Origin of the sequence: Kytococcus sedentarius (assembly GCF_041937525.1) — a bacterium.
In the GTDB taxonomy this organism is placed as follows: domain Bacteria; phylum Actinomycetota; class Actinomycetes; order Actinomycetales; family Dermatophilaceae; genus Kytococcus; species Kytococcus sedentarius_A.
This window is the reverse complement of sequence record NZ_CP169391.1, coordinates 302087-316913: the sequence shown is the minus strand read 5'-3', so window position 1 is coordinate 316913 and position 14827 is coordinate 302087. Positions and strand designations below refer to the sequence as shown.

16 protein-coding genes are annotated in these 14827 nt (G+C 70.8%); 10 read left to right on the top strand and 6 right to left on the bottom strand.

Annotated elements, in window-relative coordinates; genetic code table 11:
- The 6 genes from ACEY2A_RS01535 (at position 1) to sodN (ending at position 5363) form a co-directional block, all read left to right on the top strand.
- Complete coding sequence (locus tag ACEY2A_RS01535; RefSeq protein ID WP_374929125.1) at positions 1-1161, top strand: GNAT family N-acetyltransferase; 1161 nt, start codon at positions 1-3, stop codon at positions 1159-1161.
- A 110-nt stretch (positions 1162-1271) separates the two neighbouring features.
- Complete coding sequence (locus ACEY2A_RS01530) at positions 1272-1946, top strand: GDSL-type esterase/lipase family protein (protein WP_374929124.1); 675 nt, start codon at positions 1272-1274, stop codon at positions 1944-1946.
- A gap of 39 nt (positions 1947-1985) precedes the next feature.
- Complete coding sequence (locus ACEY2A_RS01525) at positions 1986-2351, top strand: S24 family peptidase (protein WP_374929123.1); 366 nt, start codon at positions 1986-1988, stop codon at positions 2349-2351.
- A gap of 70 nt (positions 2352-2421) precedes the next feature.
- Positions 2422-2805, top strand: coding sequence for a phosphomannose isomerase type II C-terminal cupin domain (locus tag ACEY2A_RS01520; RefSeq protein ID WP_374929122.1), 384 nt, complete (start codon positions 2422-2424; stop codon positions 2803-2805).
- Between the two features lie 183 nt (positions 2806-2988).
- Positions 2989-4866 (top strand): polysaccharide biosynthesis protein, encoded by a 1878-nt coding sequence (locus ACEY2A_RS01515; protein ID WP_374929121.1) that lies wholly within the window; start codon positions 2989-2991, stop codon positions 4864-4866.
- A 77-nt stretch (positions 4867-4943) separates the two neighbouring features.
- Positions 4944-5363: a superoxide dismutase, Ni gene (gene sodN / locus ACEY2A_RS01510; RefSeq protein WP_374929120.1), complete on the top strand. Its 420-nt coding sequence runs from the start codon at positions 4944-4946 to the stop codon at positions 5361-5363.
- A 76-nt stretch (positions 5364-5439) separates the two neighbouring features.
- Here sodN and ACEY2A_RS01505 read toward each other — a convergent pair whose 3' ends face one another.
- From ACEY2A_RS01505 to ACEY2A_RS01480, 6 genes are all read right to left on the bottom strand, one after another.
- On the bottom strand, positions 5440-5913 hold the full coding sequence (locus tag ACEY2A_RS01505) for an excalibur calcium-binding domain-containing protein (RefSeq protein ID WP_374929119.1): 474 nt from the start codon (positions 5911-5913) through the stop codon (positions 5440-5442).
- A 122-nt stretch (positions 5914-6035) separates the two neighbouring features.
- The gene (locus ACEY2A_RS01500; RefSeq protein ID WP_374929118.1) at positions 6036-7172 is read right to left on the bottom strand and encodes an HD-GYP domain-containing protein; all 1137 of its coding nucleotides are present in this window, start codon (positions 7170-7172) and stop codon (positions 6036-6038) included.
- Positions 7169-8413 carry an HD domain-containing protein gene (locus tag ACEY2A_RS01495; protein ID WP_374929117.1) on the bottom strand — a complete coding sequence of 415 codons (1245 nt, stop codon included), beginning with the start codon at positions 8411-8413 and terminating at the stop codon, positions 7169-7171. The genes ACEY2A_RS01500 and ACEY2A_RS01495 overlap by 4 nt, the downstream gene beginning before the upstream one ends.
- A gap of 12 nt (positions 8414-8425) precedes the next feature.
- Complete coding sequence (locus ACEY2A_RS01490) at positions 8426-8623, bottom strand: hypothetical protein (RefSeq protein WP_374929116.1); 198 nt, start codon at positions 8621-8623, stop codon at positions 8426-8428.
- A 152-nt stretch (positions 8624-8775) separates the two neighbouring features.
- Positions 8776-9021 (bottom strand): mycothiol system anti-sigma-R factor, encoded by a 246-nt coding sequence (gene rsrA, locus ACEY2A_RS01485; protein ID WP_374929958.1) that lies wholly within the window; start codon positions 9019-9021, stop codon positions 8776-8778.
- A gap of 5 nt (positions 9022-9026) precedes the next feature.
- Positions 9027-9689, bottom strand: coding sequence for a sigma-70 family RNA polymerase sigma factor (locus tag ACEY2A_RS01480; RefSeq protein WP_374929115.1), 663 nt, complete (start codon positions 9687-9689; stop codon positions 9027-9029).
- 193 nt (positions 9690-9882) lie between these two features.
- Here ACEY2A_RS01480 and ACEY2A_RS01475 point away from each other — a divergent pair, with 193 nt between their 5' ends.
- The 4 genes from ACEY2A_RS01475 to ACEY2A_RS01460 are packed head-to-tail and all read left to right on the top strand — an operon-like array spanning position 9883 to position 14785.
- On the top strand, positions 9883-11010 hold the full coding sequence (locus ACEY2A_RS01475; protein ID WP_374929114.1) for a DegT/DnrJ/EryC1/StrS family aminotransferase: 1128 nt from the start codon (positions 9883-9885) through the stop codon (positions 11008-11010).
- 15 nt (positions 11011-11025) lie between these two features.
- Positions 11026-11664 (top strand): sugar transferase, encoded by a 639-nt coding sequence (locus ACEY2A_RS01470; protein WP_374929113.1) that lies wholly within the window; start codon positions 11026-11028, stop codon positions 11662-11664.
- A complete protein-coding gene (locus ACEY2A_RS01465; protein WP_374929112.1) occupies positions 11657-13588 on the top strand; it encodes a heparinase II/III family protein in 1932 nt (643 codons plus the stop codon). Before ACEY2A_RS01470 ends, ACEY2A_RS01465 begins: the two co-directional genes overlap by 8 nt.
- 18 nt (positions 13589-13606) lie before the next feature.
- Positions 13607-14785, top strand: coding sequence for a glycosyltransferase family 4 protein (locus ACEY2A_RS01460; RefSeq protein WP_374929111.1), 1179 nt, complete (start codon positions 13607-13609; stop codon positions 14783-14785).
- The last annotated feature ends 42 nt before the right edge of the window (positions 14786-14827 follow it).

Genomic DNA, 14827 nt, shown 5'->3' with positions numbered 1-14827 from the left:
ATGGAGGACTTCCGCAAGGCCTACCACCGTGAGCTCGCCCTGGCGCTGGACATCACCGACGGTGTGACCGCCGGTGAGGACCAGCTCCCCGACGGCTGGCACCTGCACAAGCCGGTGGCGGCCGAGACGCCGGCCATGACCCGGCTGCTCGCGGCCCACCAGGAGCGGGTGCTGGGCAAGGCCTCCACCGCGTGGGTGGACGTCGACGACCGCGTGCTGGGGCGGGGGGCGGAGTTCCGCTTCCACCGCATCGCACAGGACGCCGAGGGGCAGGTGCGCGGGTGGGTGAACGTGAACGACCGCGCCGTGCACCGCGTGATGGTCGACGTGTACCTCGACCCGGCCCTGGTGGCCGGTGAGGTGGACGGGGTCGATGCGGTGGCCGTGTGGGACGCGCTGTTCGCCTGGGGCCGCGCCGCGGCGATCCGCATCGCCTGGCGTCGGGGTGTGTCGGAGACGGTGCTGGACTCCAGCCCGTACGAGGCGGACGAGTTCACCCGGGAGCGTCTGGCGGCGGCCGGTTTCCGCAACGAGCGCACGTGGTGGCAGATGCGCCGTCCGGTGACGCCCGAGGAGGCCGACCCGGAGACGCTGGGCGCGCCGAAGGAGGGGCTGGTCATCCGCATGGTGGACCAGAACACCTCCGGCCGGTTGCCCAACGAGGACGACCTGCGCGCCGTGCACGCGGCCCTGGAGGACTCCTTCCGCGACCATTTCAACAGCCAGCCCGAGCCCTTCCTGGAGTTCGTCAGCCGGCTGCGCGAGGAGCGCTCGCACCGCTGGGACCACTGGTGGCTGGCCGAGCTCGCGGAGGACGGCACCGCCGCCGGCGCCGTGATCGCCGCGGCGGTGCTGGACGACGGTGACCTGGACGAGCAGCTCCGCCGTGCCGAGGAGGGCCTGCAGCAGGCGGTCCCGGAGGCGGTGGGCAGCTACATCGAGTACATCGGCGTCACCCGCGCCGCCCGTGGCCGGGGTGCGGCCAAGGGGCTGCTGCACGCCGTGATCCGCGACGCCGCGGAGCGCGGGCGCCAGTTCGTGGACCTGGAGGTGGACGCCGACTCCCCCACCAGTGCCCACAAGATCTACTCGGCGATGGGGTGGCGCACCAGGTACGCCACCGAGACCTGGCACGCCCCGCTGCAGGTGCCCGGGGACTGAGCCAGGACCGGCGTACGTCGACAGCACCGGTGCCGCCGGGTGATGATGTGCCCCGGACCCGCGGTGCCCGCACCGAGAACCCACGAGACCCCGAGACCCAAGGAGCTGGCGTGAGTGACTCCCGCCCCACCTATCCCAGTGACAGCACCCGCACGACCTTCGACACCAAGCAGCAGTTCTCGGTGAGCGAGGGGCAGCGGCGCATCGGGCTGTGCTTCGTGGGCGACGGCTCGGTCTCCGGGTACGGCGACGACCGTGCGCTGGGCTGGGTGGGCCGCGTGATGGCCCGCACGCCGTTGGAGCACGTGGACGTCGCGGCGTACAACCTGGGCGTGGTGGGGGCCAACTCGGCGCACCTGCTGGGTCGGTGGCGCACCGAGTGCGACCCGCGCTGGGGTGGCCGCAACGAGCGGCGCCTGGTGATCGGCATCGGTGGGGGCGACCCGGAGGCGTCGCTCACCACGGCGCGTTCGCGTCTCAACGTGGCGAACATGCTGGACGATGCCGCCACGCACGGCATCGCCACCTTCGTGGTGAGCCCCACCCCGCGGGCCGATGAGGTGGCCAACGAGCAGCTGCGCGCCATCGTGGAGGCGCAGGCCGACGTGTGCGCGCGCCGCGGTGTGCCCTTCGTGGACTGCTTCACGCCCCTGCTGGGGCACCAGCAGTGGGAGGCCGACCTGCTGGCGGGCGACGGTCGCAACCCGGGCCGCACCGGGTACGGCCTGGTGGCCTGGCTGGTGCTCAACGGCGGGTGGACCCGCTGGATGCGCCTCGGGGAGTGATCGTCCGGCACCCCGTGTGTCGATGAGGGGCGCGCGCCGATGAGGGTGGGCCTGGCACGCGTCAGCGGCCACTCCATGGAGCCGACGCTCCGGCCGGGTGACCTCGTGCTGGTGGCACACGGCGCCCGGGTGCGTCCCGGGCGCCTGGTGGTGGTGCAGCTCCCCGCCGGGCCGATGGGGGCGCGCCCGCTGGGCATCAAGCGCGCCCGGTGCCGCCGCATCGTCGACGGGCGGGTGGGCTGGTGGGTGACGAGCGACAACCCGGGGCAGGGCACGGACTCGCGCACCTTCGGTGCGGTGGAACCGGGTGCTGTCGTGGCGGTGGGGCTGTGCAGGGTGCCGCGCTGGGTGACGCGGCTCATGCCCTCGTCGGAGGGAACGCAGCGGCCCACCGGGCTAGGGTGAGCGCTCCCCCCGTGTGGGGGCGGTCGCACCACCGGACGGTGCTGACCCCAGGACGAGCAGGAGCGAGAACGTGCAGCAGGACACCACCCAGGCCCGACGCGACCCCCGCGACGAGGTGATCGAGGACGCCCGGCCGTGGGGCCGCTTCGAGCAGTTCACGCACAACGAGCAGTCCACCGTGAAGCTCATCTCCGTGCTGCCGGGTCAGCGGCTCTCGCTGCAGGTGCACGAGCACCGTGACGAGCTGTGGGTGGTCACCCGCGGTCCGGTGACGGCGCAGGTGGGCGAGGAGATCTCCACGGTGGAGACCGGCGAGCGGGTGTGGATCCCCCGCGGTGTGAACCACCGTCTGGGCAACGAGGGCTCCGAGGAGGGGCAGGTGCTCGAGGTGGCCTTCGGAACCTTCGACGAGGGTGACATCGAGCGCCTCGAGGACGACTACTCGCGCGGCTGAAGGACTTCGGTATGCGTTGAAATACCGCGGCCCTGCGCGGCTGCGGCGGGGTGTGACCAACGCCCCACCACGTCGGGCGCCCCCACGGGCGTCCGGCGTTCTGTTTTGTCCGGCACTCCGATATGTTCGGCCCCAGGGTCCACCCGTGGGTGGATGCACATCGACGACGATGAGAGGGACAGCGTGCCGACTGACGTCCGCCGAGACCTGGCGAGCCGCGACCGGAAGGTCCGCTACGCGTGGGCCGCGATCGATGCCGGGATGTGGTTCGTCGCCGTCTGGGTGGCCACCAGCCTGCGCTTCGACTTCAACGTCGAATACACGCTCGGGTGGGGAACGCTCGCGGTCGCCCTGGTGGCTGCCCTGCTGCACGCCGCTGTCGGATTAGTCGTCGGCCCCTACGCCGTGGGCCACCAGCGGGGCTCCTTCGAGGAGGCCACCGACCTGGGCCGGGCGACGCTCATCACCCTGGTGCCGCTCTTCCTGTGGGCCCTGCTCGCCGACGGGCTGGTGCCCCGCAGCGTGCCGCTCATCGCCGGGCCGCTGGCCCTGGCCGGCATGCTGGCCGTGCGCTTCGTGGTCCGCTCGCGGCACACACACCAGGCCGCCCGCGCCGACCGTGAGCACCGCGCGCTGATCCTTGGGGCCGGCTCCGCCGGACGGCAGCTGGTGCGCTCCATCATCGAGGACCCCCGGGCGGCCTACGAGCCGGTGGGTTTCGTGGACGACTCCCCCACCAAGGCGCGCCTGCGCATCGACGGCGTGCGGGTGCTGGGCACCCGGCGCGACCTGAAGTCCCTGGCGGAGAAGTACGACGTCAGCCACCTGATCATCGCGCTGCCCAACGCGGACTCGGACCTGCTGCGCGAGCTGAGCGACCTGGGTGACTCCGCCGGTCTGCGCACCATGGTGCTGCCCCCCATCGCGTCCATCACCGACGGGCGCCCGCAGGTGTCGGACCTGCGCGACATCAACCTGGCCGACCTGCTGGGCCGCCGCCCCATCGAGCTCGACCAGGGCGCCATCGCCAACGAGCTCTCGGGCAAGACGGTGCTGGTGACCGGTGCCGGCGGCTCCATCGGCTCGGAGCTGGCGCGCCAGATCTCCAAGTTCGGGCCCTCCAAGCTGCTGCTGCTGGAGCGCGACGAGAGCTCGCTGCAGCAGACCTCCATGAGCCTGACCGGTCACGGGCTGCTGGACTCCGACGACCTGGTGCTGGCCGACATCCGCGACCTGCAGGGCCTGCACGAGGTGTTTCAGAAGCACCGCCCGGACGTGGTCTTCCACGCCGCGGCCCTCAAGCACCTGCCGCTGCTGGAGGCCTACCCGCACGAGGCCTGGCTCACCAACGTGCAGGGCACCCACAACGTGCTCACCGCCGCCGCGGGCTCGGGTGTGACCACCTTCGTGAACGTCTCCACGGACAAGGCCGCCAACCCCACCAGCGTGCTGGGCTACTCCAAGCGCCTGGCGGAGCGCATCACCAGCGACTTCGGGCGGAAGGAGCCGGGCCGGTACGTGTCCGTGCGCTTCGGCAACGTGCTGGGCTCGCGCGGATCGGTCATTCCGGCGTTCACCTCCCAGATCCGCGAGGGTGGTCCGGTCACCGTCACGCACCCGGACGTGGAGCGTTACTTCATGCTCATCCCCGAGGCCTGCCAGCTGGTCATGCAGGCGGCCGCCATCGGCCATGACGGGGAGGTGATGGTGTTGGACATGGGCACCCCGGTGAAGATCGTGGACGTGGCCAAGCGCCTCATCGGCATGTCCGGCAAGCGGGACATCGAGATCGTCTACACGGGCCTGCGCCCGGGCGAGAAGATGTCCGAGGAGCTGTTCAAGCCTGGTGACGAGGCCCGCGTGACCGGCCACGAGCTGGTCTCGGCGGTGGACGTGCCCCTGCTGGACCGCGACGTGGTGCGCGACATGCACTTCCCGGACCACGCGAGCGCCCGGGAGTACATGGACCGCGAGGCCACCTTCGACCTCACCGAGCGCCGCAGCGACGACACGCAGAGCAACCGCACCATCACCGGCACCAACCCCACCAGCCGCGGCTGAGCCACCCCACCCGTCGCGTCCCGCCGGCGGAGGTACTAGCGTGGGGCGGGACGAACGAACCAGCGAAAGGTTGTGTCATGTTCCCCGGAATCTCCCGTCTGTTCGCCCCCACGCTCGAGGTCAGCGCGCACTGCGACCTGCCCTGCGGCGTGTACGACCCCGCGCAGGCCCGCATCGAGGCCGAGTCCATCAAGGGCATCATCGAGAAGGTGCAGGGTGAGAAGGCCGGTGACGACGAGTTCCGCATCCGCGCCATCATCATCAAGGAGCAGCGCGCCGAGCTCGTGAAGCACCACCTGTGGGTGCTGTGGACCGACTACTTCAAGCCCCCGCACTTCGAGAAGTACCCGCAGCTGCACCAGCTGGTGAACGAGGCCACCAAGCTGGCCGGCGCCACGGGCGTCAAGGGCTCCACCGACCTCGACAAGGCCAACGAGCTGCTGGCCAAGATCGACGAGATCGCCGAGATCTTCTGGGAGACCAAGAAGGAGGCCTGAGCCGCCTCACTCCCCCACGGAGGACGCCCCCGTCGCCTGAGTGGCGACGGGGGCGTCCTTCGTGGTGCAGGTGGGATCAGCGACGCCCACCGCGGGCGCCGGCGAGGGTCACGGCTCCGCCAGCCAGCAGCAGGGCGGCACCACCGGCGAGAGCGGCACCGGTGTTGTCGGTCGCCGCGTAACCGGTCTCAGCCGTCGGACCCTCCACCGGTGCGGGAGAAGGCTTCGGCGCGGGCTCGGGAGCCGGGGCCGGCTTCGGCGCGGGAGTCGGCTTCGGAGCCGGGGCAGGTGCGGGCGCCGGGGCCGGCTCGGGGTGGATGTAGGTGTCGCGCTTCGCAGGGTCCGGGTGGTCGCACCCGATGCCGTCGCCATCACGGTCGAACTTCTTCTTGTACACCGGCGAGGTGTCGGGGATGTTGTAGTACCCGGCGGCGTTGGCCTCGGTGCAGTTGGCGAAGTCCGGCACGCCGGGGGCAGCCTGGGCCGGGGCGGCGACGATACCGGTGGCCAGGAAAGCGCTTCCGGCAACGGCCAGCAGCAGCTTGCGCATGATGGTTCCTCTCGATGGGCGGGGTGGGGGTGGTGGCCCCGCTCATCACCGTAGGGCACCCAGGAGGACTCCGCACTGGATCCGCGCTGGGGCTCCTCCTCAAGGACCGCCGCCCCGGGCGTTCAGTCGGTGCGCAGGCGGGCCACCACGTGGCGCGTGGCCGCCACCACCTCGGGGTCGAACTCGTAACCCTGCTGCATGGAGATGCGGGAGAGCGCGCCCTCCAGGGCGGTGGCGGTGCGCTGCCCCTCGGCGTAGTCGTCCACCGCGTTGGCCACCTTGAGGATGCGGGCGCCGCGGGGCACGTCGGCCCGGTACATGACGTGGTCGATGAAGGGGTGCGCCTGGTGGTGCAGCGTGCCGATCACCGTGGGGTCGGCGGGCAGCTCCGCGGCGATCTCGGCCGAGCGGGCAGCGATGCGCTGCTGGTCACGCGGGGCGAGCAGGCTGGTGCTGCCGTCCTTGATGCGCGTGTTCAGCGAGACCAGGCCCACGTCGTGGATGAGGCTTGCGAGGCGCAGGTGGGCGAGCTCGGCGTCGGTGAGCCCCAGGCCGGTGCCGATGCCCTCGGCCACCTCGGCCACCCGCAGCCCGTGGTCGGTACGGGTGTGCCCGGCCACATCGGGCAGGCGCGCCAGGGCGGTCACCGTCTCCTGGGCCACGGCCAGGGCCCGCGTGCGCCCCTGCAGGGCGCCGGCGATGTTGACCAGCGGGCTTAGCGCGATGGGCGCGAACCACCAGCCGATGGGGGGCACGCCCGCCACCAGCGCGGCGGCGGTGGCGGCGATGCTGACGGCGGCGAAGATCTCGGTGGCCCCCAGGGCACGCACTCCGCGCCGCTGGGCCCTCCCCCGCCCCGCCATGATCTCCCCGCAGAGACCCAGCCCGCAGACGAGCAGCACCACCACCGGCAGCCAGCCGAGGGGGATGGGCGTGGCGGTCACGAGGCCGGCGGCGGCCCCGGTGAGGGCTGCCACGCCGAACCAGCTCACCACGTCCGGCAACAGCGAGGAGCTGGCGCTGGGCCGCAGCGAGAGCGCGAGGGCCGCCAGGCTGGTGAGCAGGGCAGCACCCAGGGCGGCCACCACCCCCCGCCAGCCGCCATCCACGGCGAGCGGCACCAGTCCCACCAGCCCGGTCTGCGCGGCCCGGCCCACCAGCCACGTGGCCACGTGTGTGCTCGCCCAGCGCAGCCGCATCAGCACTGCGAGCACGAGGACCACCCCCAGCACCAGCACCCCGCCCCACGCGGCGGTCATGACGCGCCTCGCAGGCCTGCGGGCAGGTCGTGCCGCCACCACGGGGGACGGTCCTCGAGGGGCATCTCGGGCGCACGGAGCACGGGCCGGGCGCTGCGCAGGGCGGCCACCACCCGTGGGTCGTAGGCGGCGTCGGCGGCCAGCAGGTCGCACAGACCGTCCACGTCCAGGTCGGGCCGCTCGGCCACCAGGGCGTCCACCGCATCGGCCACCTGCAGCACCCGCAGCTCCACCGGGTGGGTCTCTCCGGGCGCCTCGGGCTCCTCGGCGGTGTCGTGGCTGTGGCGAATGAGGTCGGCCGCGGCGTCCAGGAAGGGCAGCCCCTCCAGCATGCGCGCGCCCTGGGTGCCGTGACCGAGCTCGCGGTCCCCTGCCTCGGGCGGCAGGGCGACGAAGCCGATGTCGTGCAGACGCGCGGCCAGGTCGAGGCTCTCCATCTGGTGGGGCCCCAGGCGCAGGTGCCGGCCAATCTCCTTGGCGTACTCGGCCACGCGTGCCCCGTGGAGCTCCACGTAGGGATCGCTCGTCTGCGCGGCGCGGGTGAGGGTGCGGAGGGCGCGGGTCTGCCCCACCTCGGCGGTCTGGATGGTGTTGACCACCGCCATGTGCACCATCAGCGGCACGGCCGCGAGCACCAGCCCCACCCCGTGGGGCTTGATGGCCCAGGCCAACAGGGCCAGGACAACTGCCCCCATGACCTGGTTCGCCCACCCGGCGCGCAGGACGCCGGTGGCGTCACGGACCAGCGCCGGCAGGCGGTGCCCCCGGATCAGGGCCAGGCCGGGGACGATGAGCAGGACGTTCGTCAGGAGCTGCACCAGGGCTCCGACCGCCACCGGCACGCCCAGGTCCCATGCGGGGTGCTGGGCCTCCCACAGCAGGTCGCCGCCGGCGGCGTGGAAGCCCCACCAGCCGGCGCAGCTCATGACCACGAAACTGGCTGTGTTGTACGTCTGCACCACAGGCAGACGCCTGCGAGGCAGGACGAAGGGGGCCAGACAGGCCAGAAGCGCAGCCCAAGGACCGACCACGACCCAACTGAACGCCTGGATGGCCCCCATAAGGGACTGGCCCAGCCCGAGCCACCTGGTGATGGCGGAGAACCGGTGCGCCGCGACAGCGCAGCCAGCCGCCAGCACGACGGCGGGCGCCTGTCTGGGCGAAAGAGCGGGCGCCCACCACAACGTCATGGTGCCGACGGCCAAGGCCGTCGGCACCATGAACCACAGGAGGCGCGTCATGCGCTCACTGCATCAGTCAACGAGGCGATCCACCAACTCGATGGAGGTGTTCGCGACGGGGGCGCCCAGCTCGATGGAGGTGTTCGCGACGGGGGCGACCAGCTCGATGGAGGTGTTCGCCACGGGGGCAATCAGCTCGATGGAGGTGTTCGCGAAGTGCGCACCAGCCATCGCGACGTCGTACAGGGCGGTGATCGTCTCAACGAACATGGGGATCTCCTTGGGATGGGTCGGGGCTGCGTGCCTGACCCTCAGTCAACCCGGGTTCCCAGCGTTCTCCAAGCCGGAGGCCCACTTCTTGGGACTTTCTTTACCTTCCACCCAGTGGGCGTCCAGACCAGCCGACCGCGTTCAGGGGGCGCTCAGCCCTGGCGGCGCACCACGGTCACACTGGAGTGGATGTAGGTGACGATGCGCTGGCGGAGCTCCGTGGGGGCCGGCTGGCAGGCGCAGGAGCGGCGGATGAGCTCCTTGAGCCGCGCGTCGCGCCGGTACTCCTCCATACAGGGGCCGCACTCGTCGAGGTGCGCCTGGATGGCGGCACAGTCCGCCTCGGACACCTCACCGTCGAGGTAGGCGTACAGCTCCTCGACGAACTCGTGGCACATCCGCTTCACGAGGAGACCTCCTTACCCTGGGACTGCCGGCCGAAGCCGCGTTCGGCTCCGTACTCGGCCAACAGCTCGCGCAGCTGCTTTCTTCCCCGGTGAAGGCGAGACATCACGGTGCCGATCGGCGTGTCCATGATCTCGGCGATCTCCTTGTAGGCGAAGCCCTCCACGTCCGCCAGGTACACCGCCAGGCGGAACTCCTCACTCAGCTGGGCCAACGCGTCGGTCACCTGGGAGTCGGCGATGTGGTCCAGCGCCTCGGTCTCCGCCGAGCGCAGCCCCTTGGCGGTGTGCGACTCCGCCGCGGCCAGCTGGTAGTCCTCCACCTCGGCGGCGTCGGACTGCAGCGGCTGGCGCTGCTTCTTGCGGTAGGTGTTGATGTAGGTGTTGGTGAGGATGCGGTACATCCACGCCTTGAGGTTGGTGCCCGGCTTGTACTGGTGGAACGCCGCGTACGCCTTGGCGTAGGTCTCCTGCACCAGGTCCTCGGCGTCCGAGGGGTTGCGCGTGGTGCGCAGGGCCGCGCTGTACAGCTGGTCCAGGTGGGGCAGCGCCTCGCGCTCGAAGCGCGCGGCACGCTCCTCAGGCGTCTCGGTGGCCACGTCGACCTCTGCCGGGTCGCTGTTCACCTCCGAGCGGGGCTTCTCGCTGGTGGTGGGTGTCATTCGACCCTCTCCTCACGCGCAGTCATCTCCCCCACTGTAGGTGGGCGCGCCGCATCGCGCCTGCGTGTTCGCGCTGGGCGCAGGGCGGCATGTGATCCATCTCGCGCTCCCGACGTGCAGCCTGGGCCAGCCCCCGACCCGGGGCGCGGTAGCGTGACCAGCGACCCCCTCCCCGTGGTTGAAAGAGAGCCAGATGTCCGAGCGCATCCACCTGTCCATGGCCGACATCTCCGATGCGGAGGAGCAGGCCGTGGTCCGCGCCATCCGTTCCGGCTGGGTGGCGCCTCTGGGGCCCGAGGTCGACGCCTTCGAGGCGGAGATCGCCGAGCGCGTGGGGGTGGGCCACGCGCTGGCTCTCAGCTCGGGCACGGCCGCCCTGCACCTCGCCCTGGTGCACCTGGGCGCGAAGCCGGGCACGCACGTGGTGACCTCGTCGATGACCTTCGCCGCGACCGCCAACGCGATCGCCTACACCGGCGCCACCCCTGTCTTCGTGGACGCCCAGGAGTCCGACGCCAACGTGGACCCCGAGCTGATGCTGCAGGCCGTGCGCGACCTCCAGGGCCGCGGCGAGCAGGTGGTCGCCGCGGTGCCGGTGGACCTCTTCGGGCGCGCCTGCGACTACGACGTGCTCGAGCCCGGCCTCGCGGAGCTCGGCGTCCCCCTGCTGTGCGACGCCGCCGAGTCCCTCGGCGCGCGGCTCGGCGACCGGGCTGCCGGCTCCTTCGGCACCGCATCGGCCTTCTCGTTCAACGGCAACAAGATCATGACCACCTCGGGCGGCGGCATGCTGGTCAGCGACGACGAGGCGCTCATTGCCCACGCACGCAAGCTCTCCACCCAGGCCCGCGAGCCCGTGCCGTGGTACGAGCACACCGAGTACGGGTACAACTACCGCCTCTCCAACATCCTCGCCGCCATCGGCCGCGCCCAGCTGGGCCGCCTGGACGAGCTGATCGGCCGCCGGCGCGCGGTCCGCGAGCGCTACGTGGAGGCGTTCGACGGGCTGGAGGGGGTGCGCGTGCTCGGCACCGGTGAGGACGCCCACTTCGACAACTGCTGGCTGACCTCGCTGGTGGTGGACCGGCCCGGGTACGACGTGGACGCGGTGCAGGCCTCCCTGGCCGAGCAGGGCATCGAGGCCCGCCACCTCTGGAAGCCCATGCACCTGCAGCCGGTCTTCGCCGGTGCGCCGATGGTGGGCGGCGAGGTGTCCGAGAAGCTCTTCCGCACCGGCCTGAACCTGCCGAGCAGCAGCACCATGACCGACGAGCAGCAGGAGCGCGTCATTGCCGCGCTGCTGCCGCTGATCGACGCCTGAGAGCAGGAGCCGCGCATGCGCTACGCCCCCCTGAAGCGAGCCATGGACCTCGCACTGACCGTGCCTGCCTTCGTCGCCTCCCTCCCCGTCCAGGTGGTGGCCGCCGTGGCCATCCGCTCCACCATGGGCTCTCCGGTGTTCTTCCGCCAGACCCGACCCGGCCTGCACGGAGAGCCGTTCGAGATGATCAAGTTCCGCACCATGCACACGGTGGACGAGACCCGAGGCCGCGTGACGGACGCCCAGCGCATGACGCGCGTGGGCTCATTCCTGCGCTCGAGCAGCATCGACGAGCTTCCCACCCTGTGGAACATCGTGAAGGGCGACATGAGCATCGTGGGCCCCCGCCCCCTGCTCATGAAGTACCTGCCCCTGTACTCACCGACCCAGGCGCGCCGCCACGAGGCCAAGCCGGGACTGACAGGCCTCGCGCAGGCTTCAGGACGGAACGCATTGTCCTGGGAGGACCGCTTCGCGCTGGACGTGGAGTACGTGGACAACCAGAGCCTCGCCCTCGACGTGCGGATCATCGCGCAGACCGTGGGCGCCGTGCTGCGGCGTGACGGCATCAGCGCCGAGGGCCAGGCCACCATGACCGAGTTCACGGGCACTTCAGCGAGCGCCCCCCGACCTGAGGCGGCCACTCATGCCTGACATCTCCACCATCACCCGCGACCTCAAAGCCCTCGGCCCCTTGGCCCCCGTCCGGGCCACCTACGAGGTGCTCAAGCGCAGCGGCATGCACGGCAAGATCCTGGAGAACGTGGTCTCGCGTGCCCAGGCAGAGCCCCTGCGCGCACTGCCCGGCTTCGTTCCAGGCCACCTCTCCGACAGCGCGAGAGCGCGCACCCTCACGGAGGCTGGCCGCATCGTGAGCGAGGGGCACCGGGCGTTCGGTCGTCGTCTCCCCGTGACGAGTGCTCGTGACTGGAGCACCATCCACCCCGACGGGGACACCACGTGGCCCACCGAAGCCCGGTGGTGGGACATCGACATCCGTACTGACGACCGGGCCGGCGACGTCAAGTGGACCTGGGAGATCGGTCGCCACCGGGACATCGTCGTGCTGGCTCGCGCCGCCTATCTGGAGCACGAGGGCCAGTGGACTCAGGAGCTCACGCAGAGGCTGCGGTGGTGGTTCGAGGCAACTCCACTGGAGACGAGCGTCCACTGGTACTCCAATCTCGAGGTGGCCATCCGCTGCATCGCCTGGGCACAGGTTCATGCCCTCGTCGGCTCTCGCCTGCCCGAGGACCTCGCGGACACGATGGCGCTGCACGTCGCGATGTCGCGCAACCACCTGCTGGTGGACTTCCCCTACACGTTCAGCAGCATGCGGAACAACCACCTCTTGGGAGACTCGCTGGGGCTCCTGGTGATCGAGGCCCTTCACGGCACGCCGAACTCCCTCATCGCACGCATCGCCGAGCGAAGTTTCGCCGACCAGCTGTCCCGGCACATGCACACGGACGGGTCGATGATCGAGGACTCGCTGTCCTACCACCGCTTCGTCCTGGAGATGTTGGCCGTGAAGTCGCTCATCGGCGCCGAGACGCCGGAGTCGCGGGCTGCACTGCGGGGTGCCAGCGAGCACCTCCTGGCGCTGGGTGTCCTGGACGGACCGGTGCCGCAGCACGGCGACTGGGACGAGGGACGGATCCTGGCGGACAGCGGAGACCCTCTGTCCCTGCGGGGGTCCATGCTGCTGGGCCTTGCCCTCACGGGGACTGCGCTCACGGAAGACCAGCGCGCCGAGCACGACGAATTGGCGTGGTACTCACCGCAGGTGCAGGGGTCCGCACCGGTTCCTTCCACGCAGCGCTTGGCCACGAGCGGTGACATCACTCGTCTGGACCACGGTGGTTGGACGGTGTGGTTCAAGCACGGCTCCCAGCACTCCCACCAGCATGCGGACCTTTCCCACGTATCGGTACGACGCGGCGGCGAGTGGCTCGTGCTCGACCCCGGCACGGGCACGTACAACGGCCCCTTGGAGGTGCGCAACGCCTTCCGAACCAGCCACGCGCACAACGGGGTCCGGCCGCACGGCGAGGAGATGTTCGAGCCCCACCGGGCCTTCCGCTGGCTCTCTGGTGCCCAGACCACGGGGCTGGGACATGTGGACCTCGGGTCCACCCAGATCCTCTGGACGGCGCACGACGCCTTCGACCGCCTCGGCTTGGGCAAGGTCGTCCGAGCGGTCGTCGTGACCGAAGGCGGCGTCCAGGTGCACGACTGGATGCTCGGGGCGGACAAGGGCGTCCGCACCGTCGCCTTCGAGGCCGGAGCCACCGTCACGGAGCGCCAGCTCACCAACGGCCGGCAGCAGGTTTCCCTCGAGGTGACCGGCGATGACACATCCGGCGACCAGACGACCATGACCGGTTGGCACAGCCCCACGTACGGCCAGTGGGTCCCCGCCGTGTGGCGCGTGGCCAGCGTCGACTCGGCATCGCACTGGGGGGTGGGCGTGGAGACCCACCCGACCGCCGCACCGAACTTGTCCGTGCGGGCAGACGGCACCACCATTTCCCTGCTCATCGACGGCGACGTCGCCTCGAGCGCGACCCTCTCCTGACGTCACCCTGGAGGCGACATGAAGAACGTTCTTGTCCTCAACCACTTCGCCGTTCCCCGCGGAGAGGCTGGCGGAACCCGCCACCACGAGTTGTTCTCCCGGCTGAACGGCTGGAACTGGCTCATCGTGGCCGCGAGGACCAACCCGTCCACCCGCAAGGAGATGGCGGACCACGAGGGTTTCAGCTTCGTGCCGACCGTCGCCTACTCGAACAACGGCCCGGCCCGGGTTGCCAACTGGCTGTCGTTCGCCGCGGCTGCCACCGGGCGCCACGTGCTGCGCACGTTCGCCAAGCCGGACGTCGTGTATGGCTCGTCACCTCACCTCTTCGCCGCCTTGGCCGGAGCGGTTCTCGCGACGAGGTACCGTACCCCGTTCGTGCTCGAGGTGCGCGACATGTGGCCCCAGGTCCTGGTGGACATGGGCCAGCTCACCGAGTCGTCACCCATCTTCAAGGCGCTCACCCAGCTGGAGGAGTTCCTTTACCGTCGCGCCGACGCGATCGTCGTGATGGCGGAGGGTGTCGGTGACAAGTTGCGTGAACGCGGTGTCGCTCCGGAGAAGTTGCACTACATCCCGAATGCGGCAGACCCTGCCGACTTCGACTGTCCTGAGGACCGGCACCAGGTGCGGGGAGACTACGGCTTCGACCGCTTCACCTTCGTGTACGCGGGCGCCCACGGCCCCGCCAACGGGCTGGACCTGCTGATCGACGGGGCGGCTGAGACCGCCGACGTGGCGGACGTCGTGCTCGTCGGTGACGGTGTTGCGAAGCAGTCGCTGCGCGACCACGCCCGTAGCGTGGGCGCCACCAACGTGCGGTTCATGGACCCCATTCCCAAGACGGAGATGGCCCGGCTGCTCCACGCCGCCGACGCGGGTGTCCACTGCCTGGCCGATGTGGAGCTGTTCCGTTATGGCGTGAGCCCCAACAAGATCTTCGACTACCAGGCCGCTGGCCTGCCGGCCATCACCAACACTCCTGGTGAGGTCTCCGCGCTGGTGGAGCGCGTCGGGTCCGGCGTGACGGTGGAACCCCGCGGTCTGGGCGCCGGCATGCGTCGGATCGCTGAGGCCTCGGCCGCTCAGCTCGACGCCTGGGGCGCGGCCGGCCGGCAGTACATGCAGGAGAACCAGTCCCGTTCCGCCATGGCGGAGCGTCTCGACTCGGTCCTCCAGGGCATTCTGGGTCGGTGAGCCATTGAGCGCCTGACGCTCCTCCTTGACACACGCGAGGGG

Excerpts from the sequence above, each read along its gene's own strand:
- ACEY2A_RS01505 (WP_374929119.1), bottom strand. The coding sequence starts at position 5,913 with ATGCGCAAGCTGCTGCTGGCCGTTGCCGGAAGCGCTTTCCTGGCCACC.
- ACEY2A_RS01480 (WP_374929115.1), bottom strand. The coding sequence starts at position 9,689 with ATGACACCCACCACCAGCGAGAAGCCCCGCTCGGAGGTGAACAGCGAC.
- sodN (WP_374929120.1), top strand. The coding sequence starts at position 4,944 with ATGTTCCCCGGAATCTCCCGTCTGTTCGCCCCCACGCTCGAGGTCAGC.
- ACEY2A_RS01535 (WP_374929125.1), top strand. The coding sequence starts at position 1 with ATGGAGGACTTCCGCAAGGCCTACCACCGTGAGCTCGCCCTGGCGCTG.
- ACEY2A_RS01495 (WP_374929117.1), bottom strand. The coding sequence starts at position 8,413 with ATGACGCGCCTCCTGTGGTTCATGGTGCCGACGGCCTTGGCCGTCGGC.
- ACEY2A_RS01490 (WP_374929116.1), bottom strand. The coding sequence starts at position 8,623 with ATGTTCGTTGAGACGATCACCGCCCTGTACGACGTCGCGATGGCTGGT.
- ACEY2A_RS01460 (WP_374929111.1), top strand. The coding sequence starts at position 13,607 with ATGAAGAACGTTCTTGTCCTCAACCACTTCGCCGTTCCCCGCGGAGAG.
- ACEY2A_RS01500 (WP_374929118.1), bottom strand. The coding sequence starts at position 7,172 with ATGACCGCCGCGTGGGGCGGGGTGCTGGTGCTGGGGGTGGTCCTCGTG.
- ACEY2A_RS01465 (WP_374929112.1), top strand. The coding sequence starts at position 11,657 with ATGCCTGACATCTCCACCATCACCCGCGACCTCAAAGCCCTCGGCCCC.
- rsrA (WP_374929958.1), bottom strand. The coding sequence starts at position 9,021 with ATGTGCCACGAGTTCGTCGAGGAGCTGTACGCCTACCTCGACGGTGAG.
- ACEY2A_RS01470 (WP_374929113.1), top strand. The coding sequence starts at position 11,026 with ATGCGCTACGCCCCCCTGAAGCGAGCCATGGACCTCGCACTGACCGTG.
- ACEY2A_RS01475 (WP_374929114.1), top strand. The coding sequence starts at position 9,883 with ATGTCCGAGCGCATCCACCTGTCCATGGCCGACATCTCCGATGCGGAG.
- ACEY2A_RS01525 (WP_374929123.1), top strand. The coding sequence starts at position 1,986 with ATGAGGGTGGGCCTGGCACGCGTCAGCGGCCACTCCATGGAGCCGACG.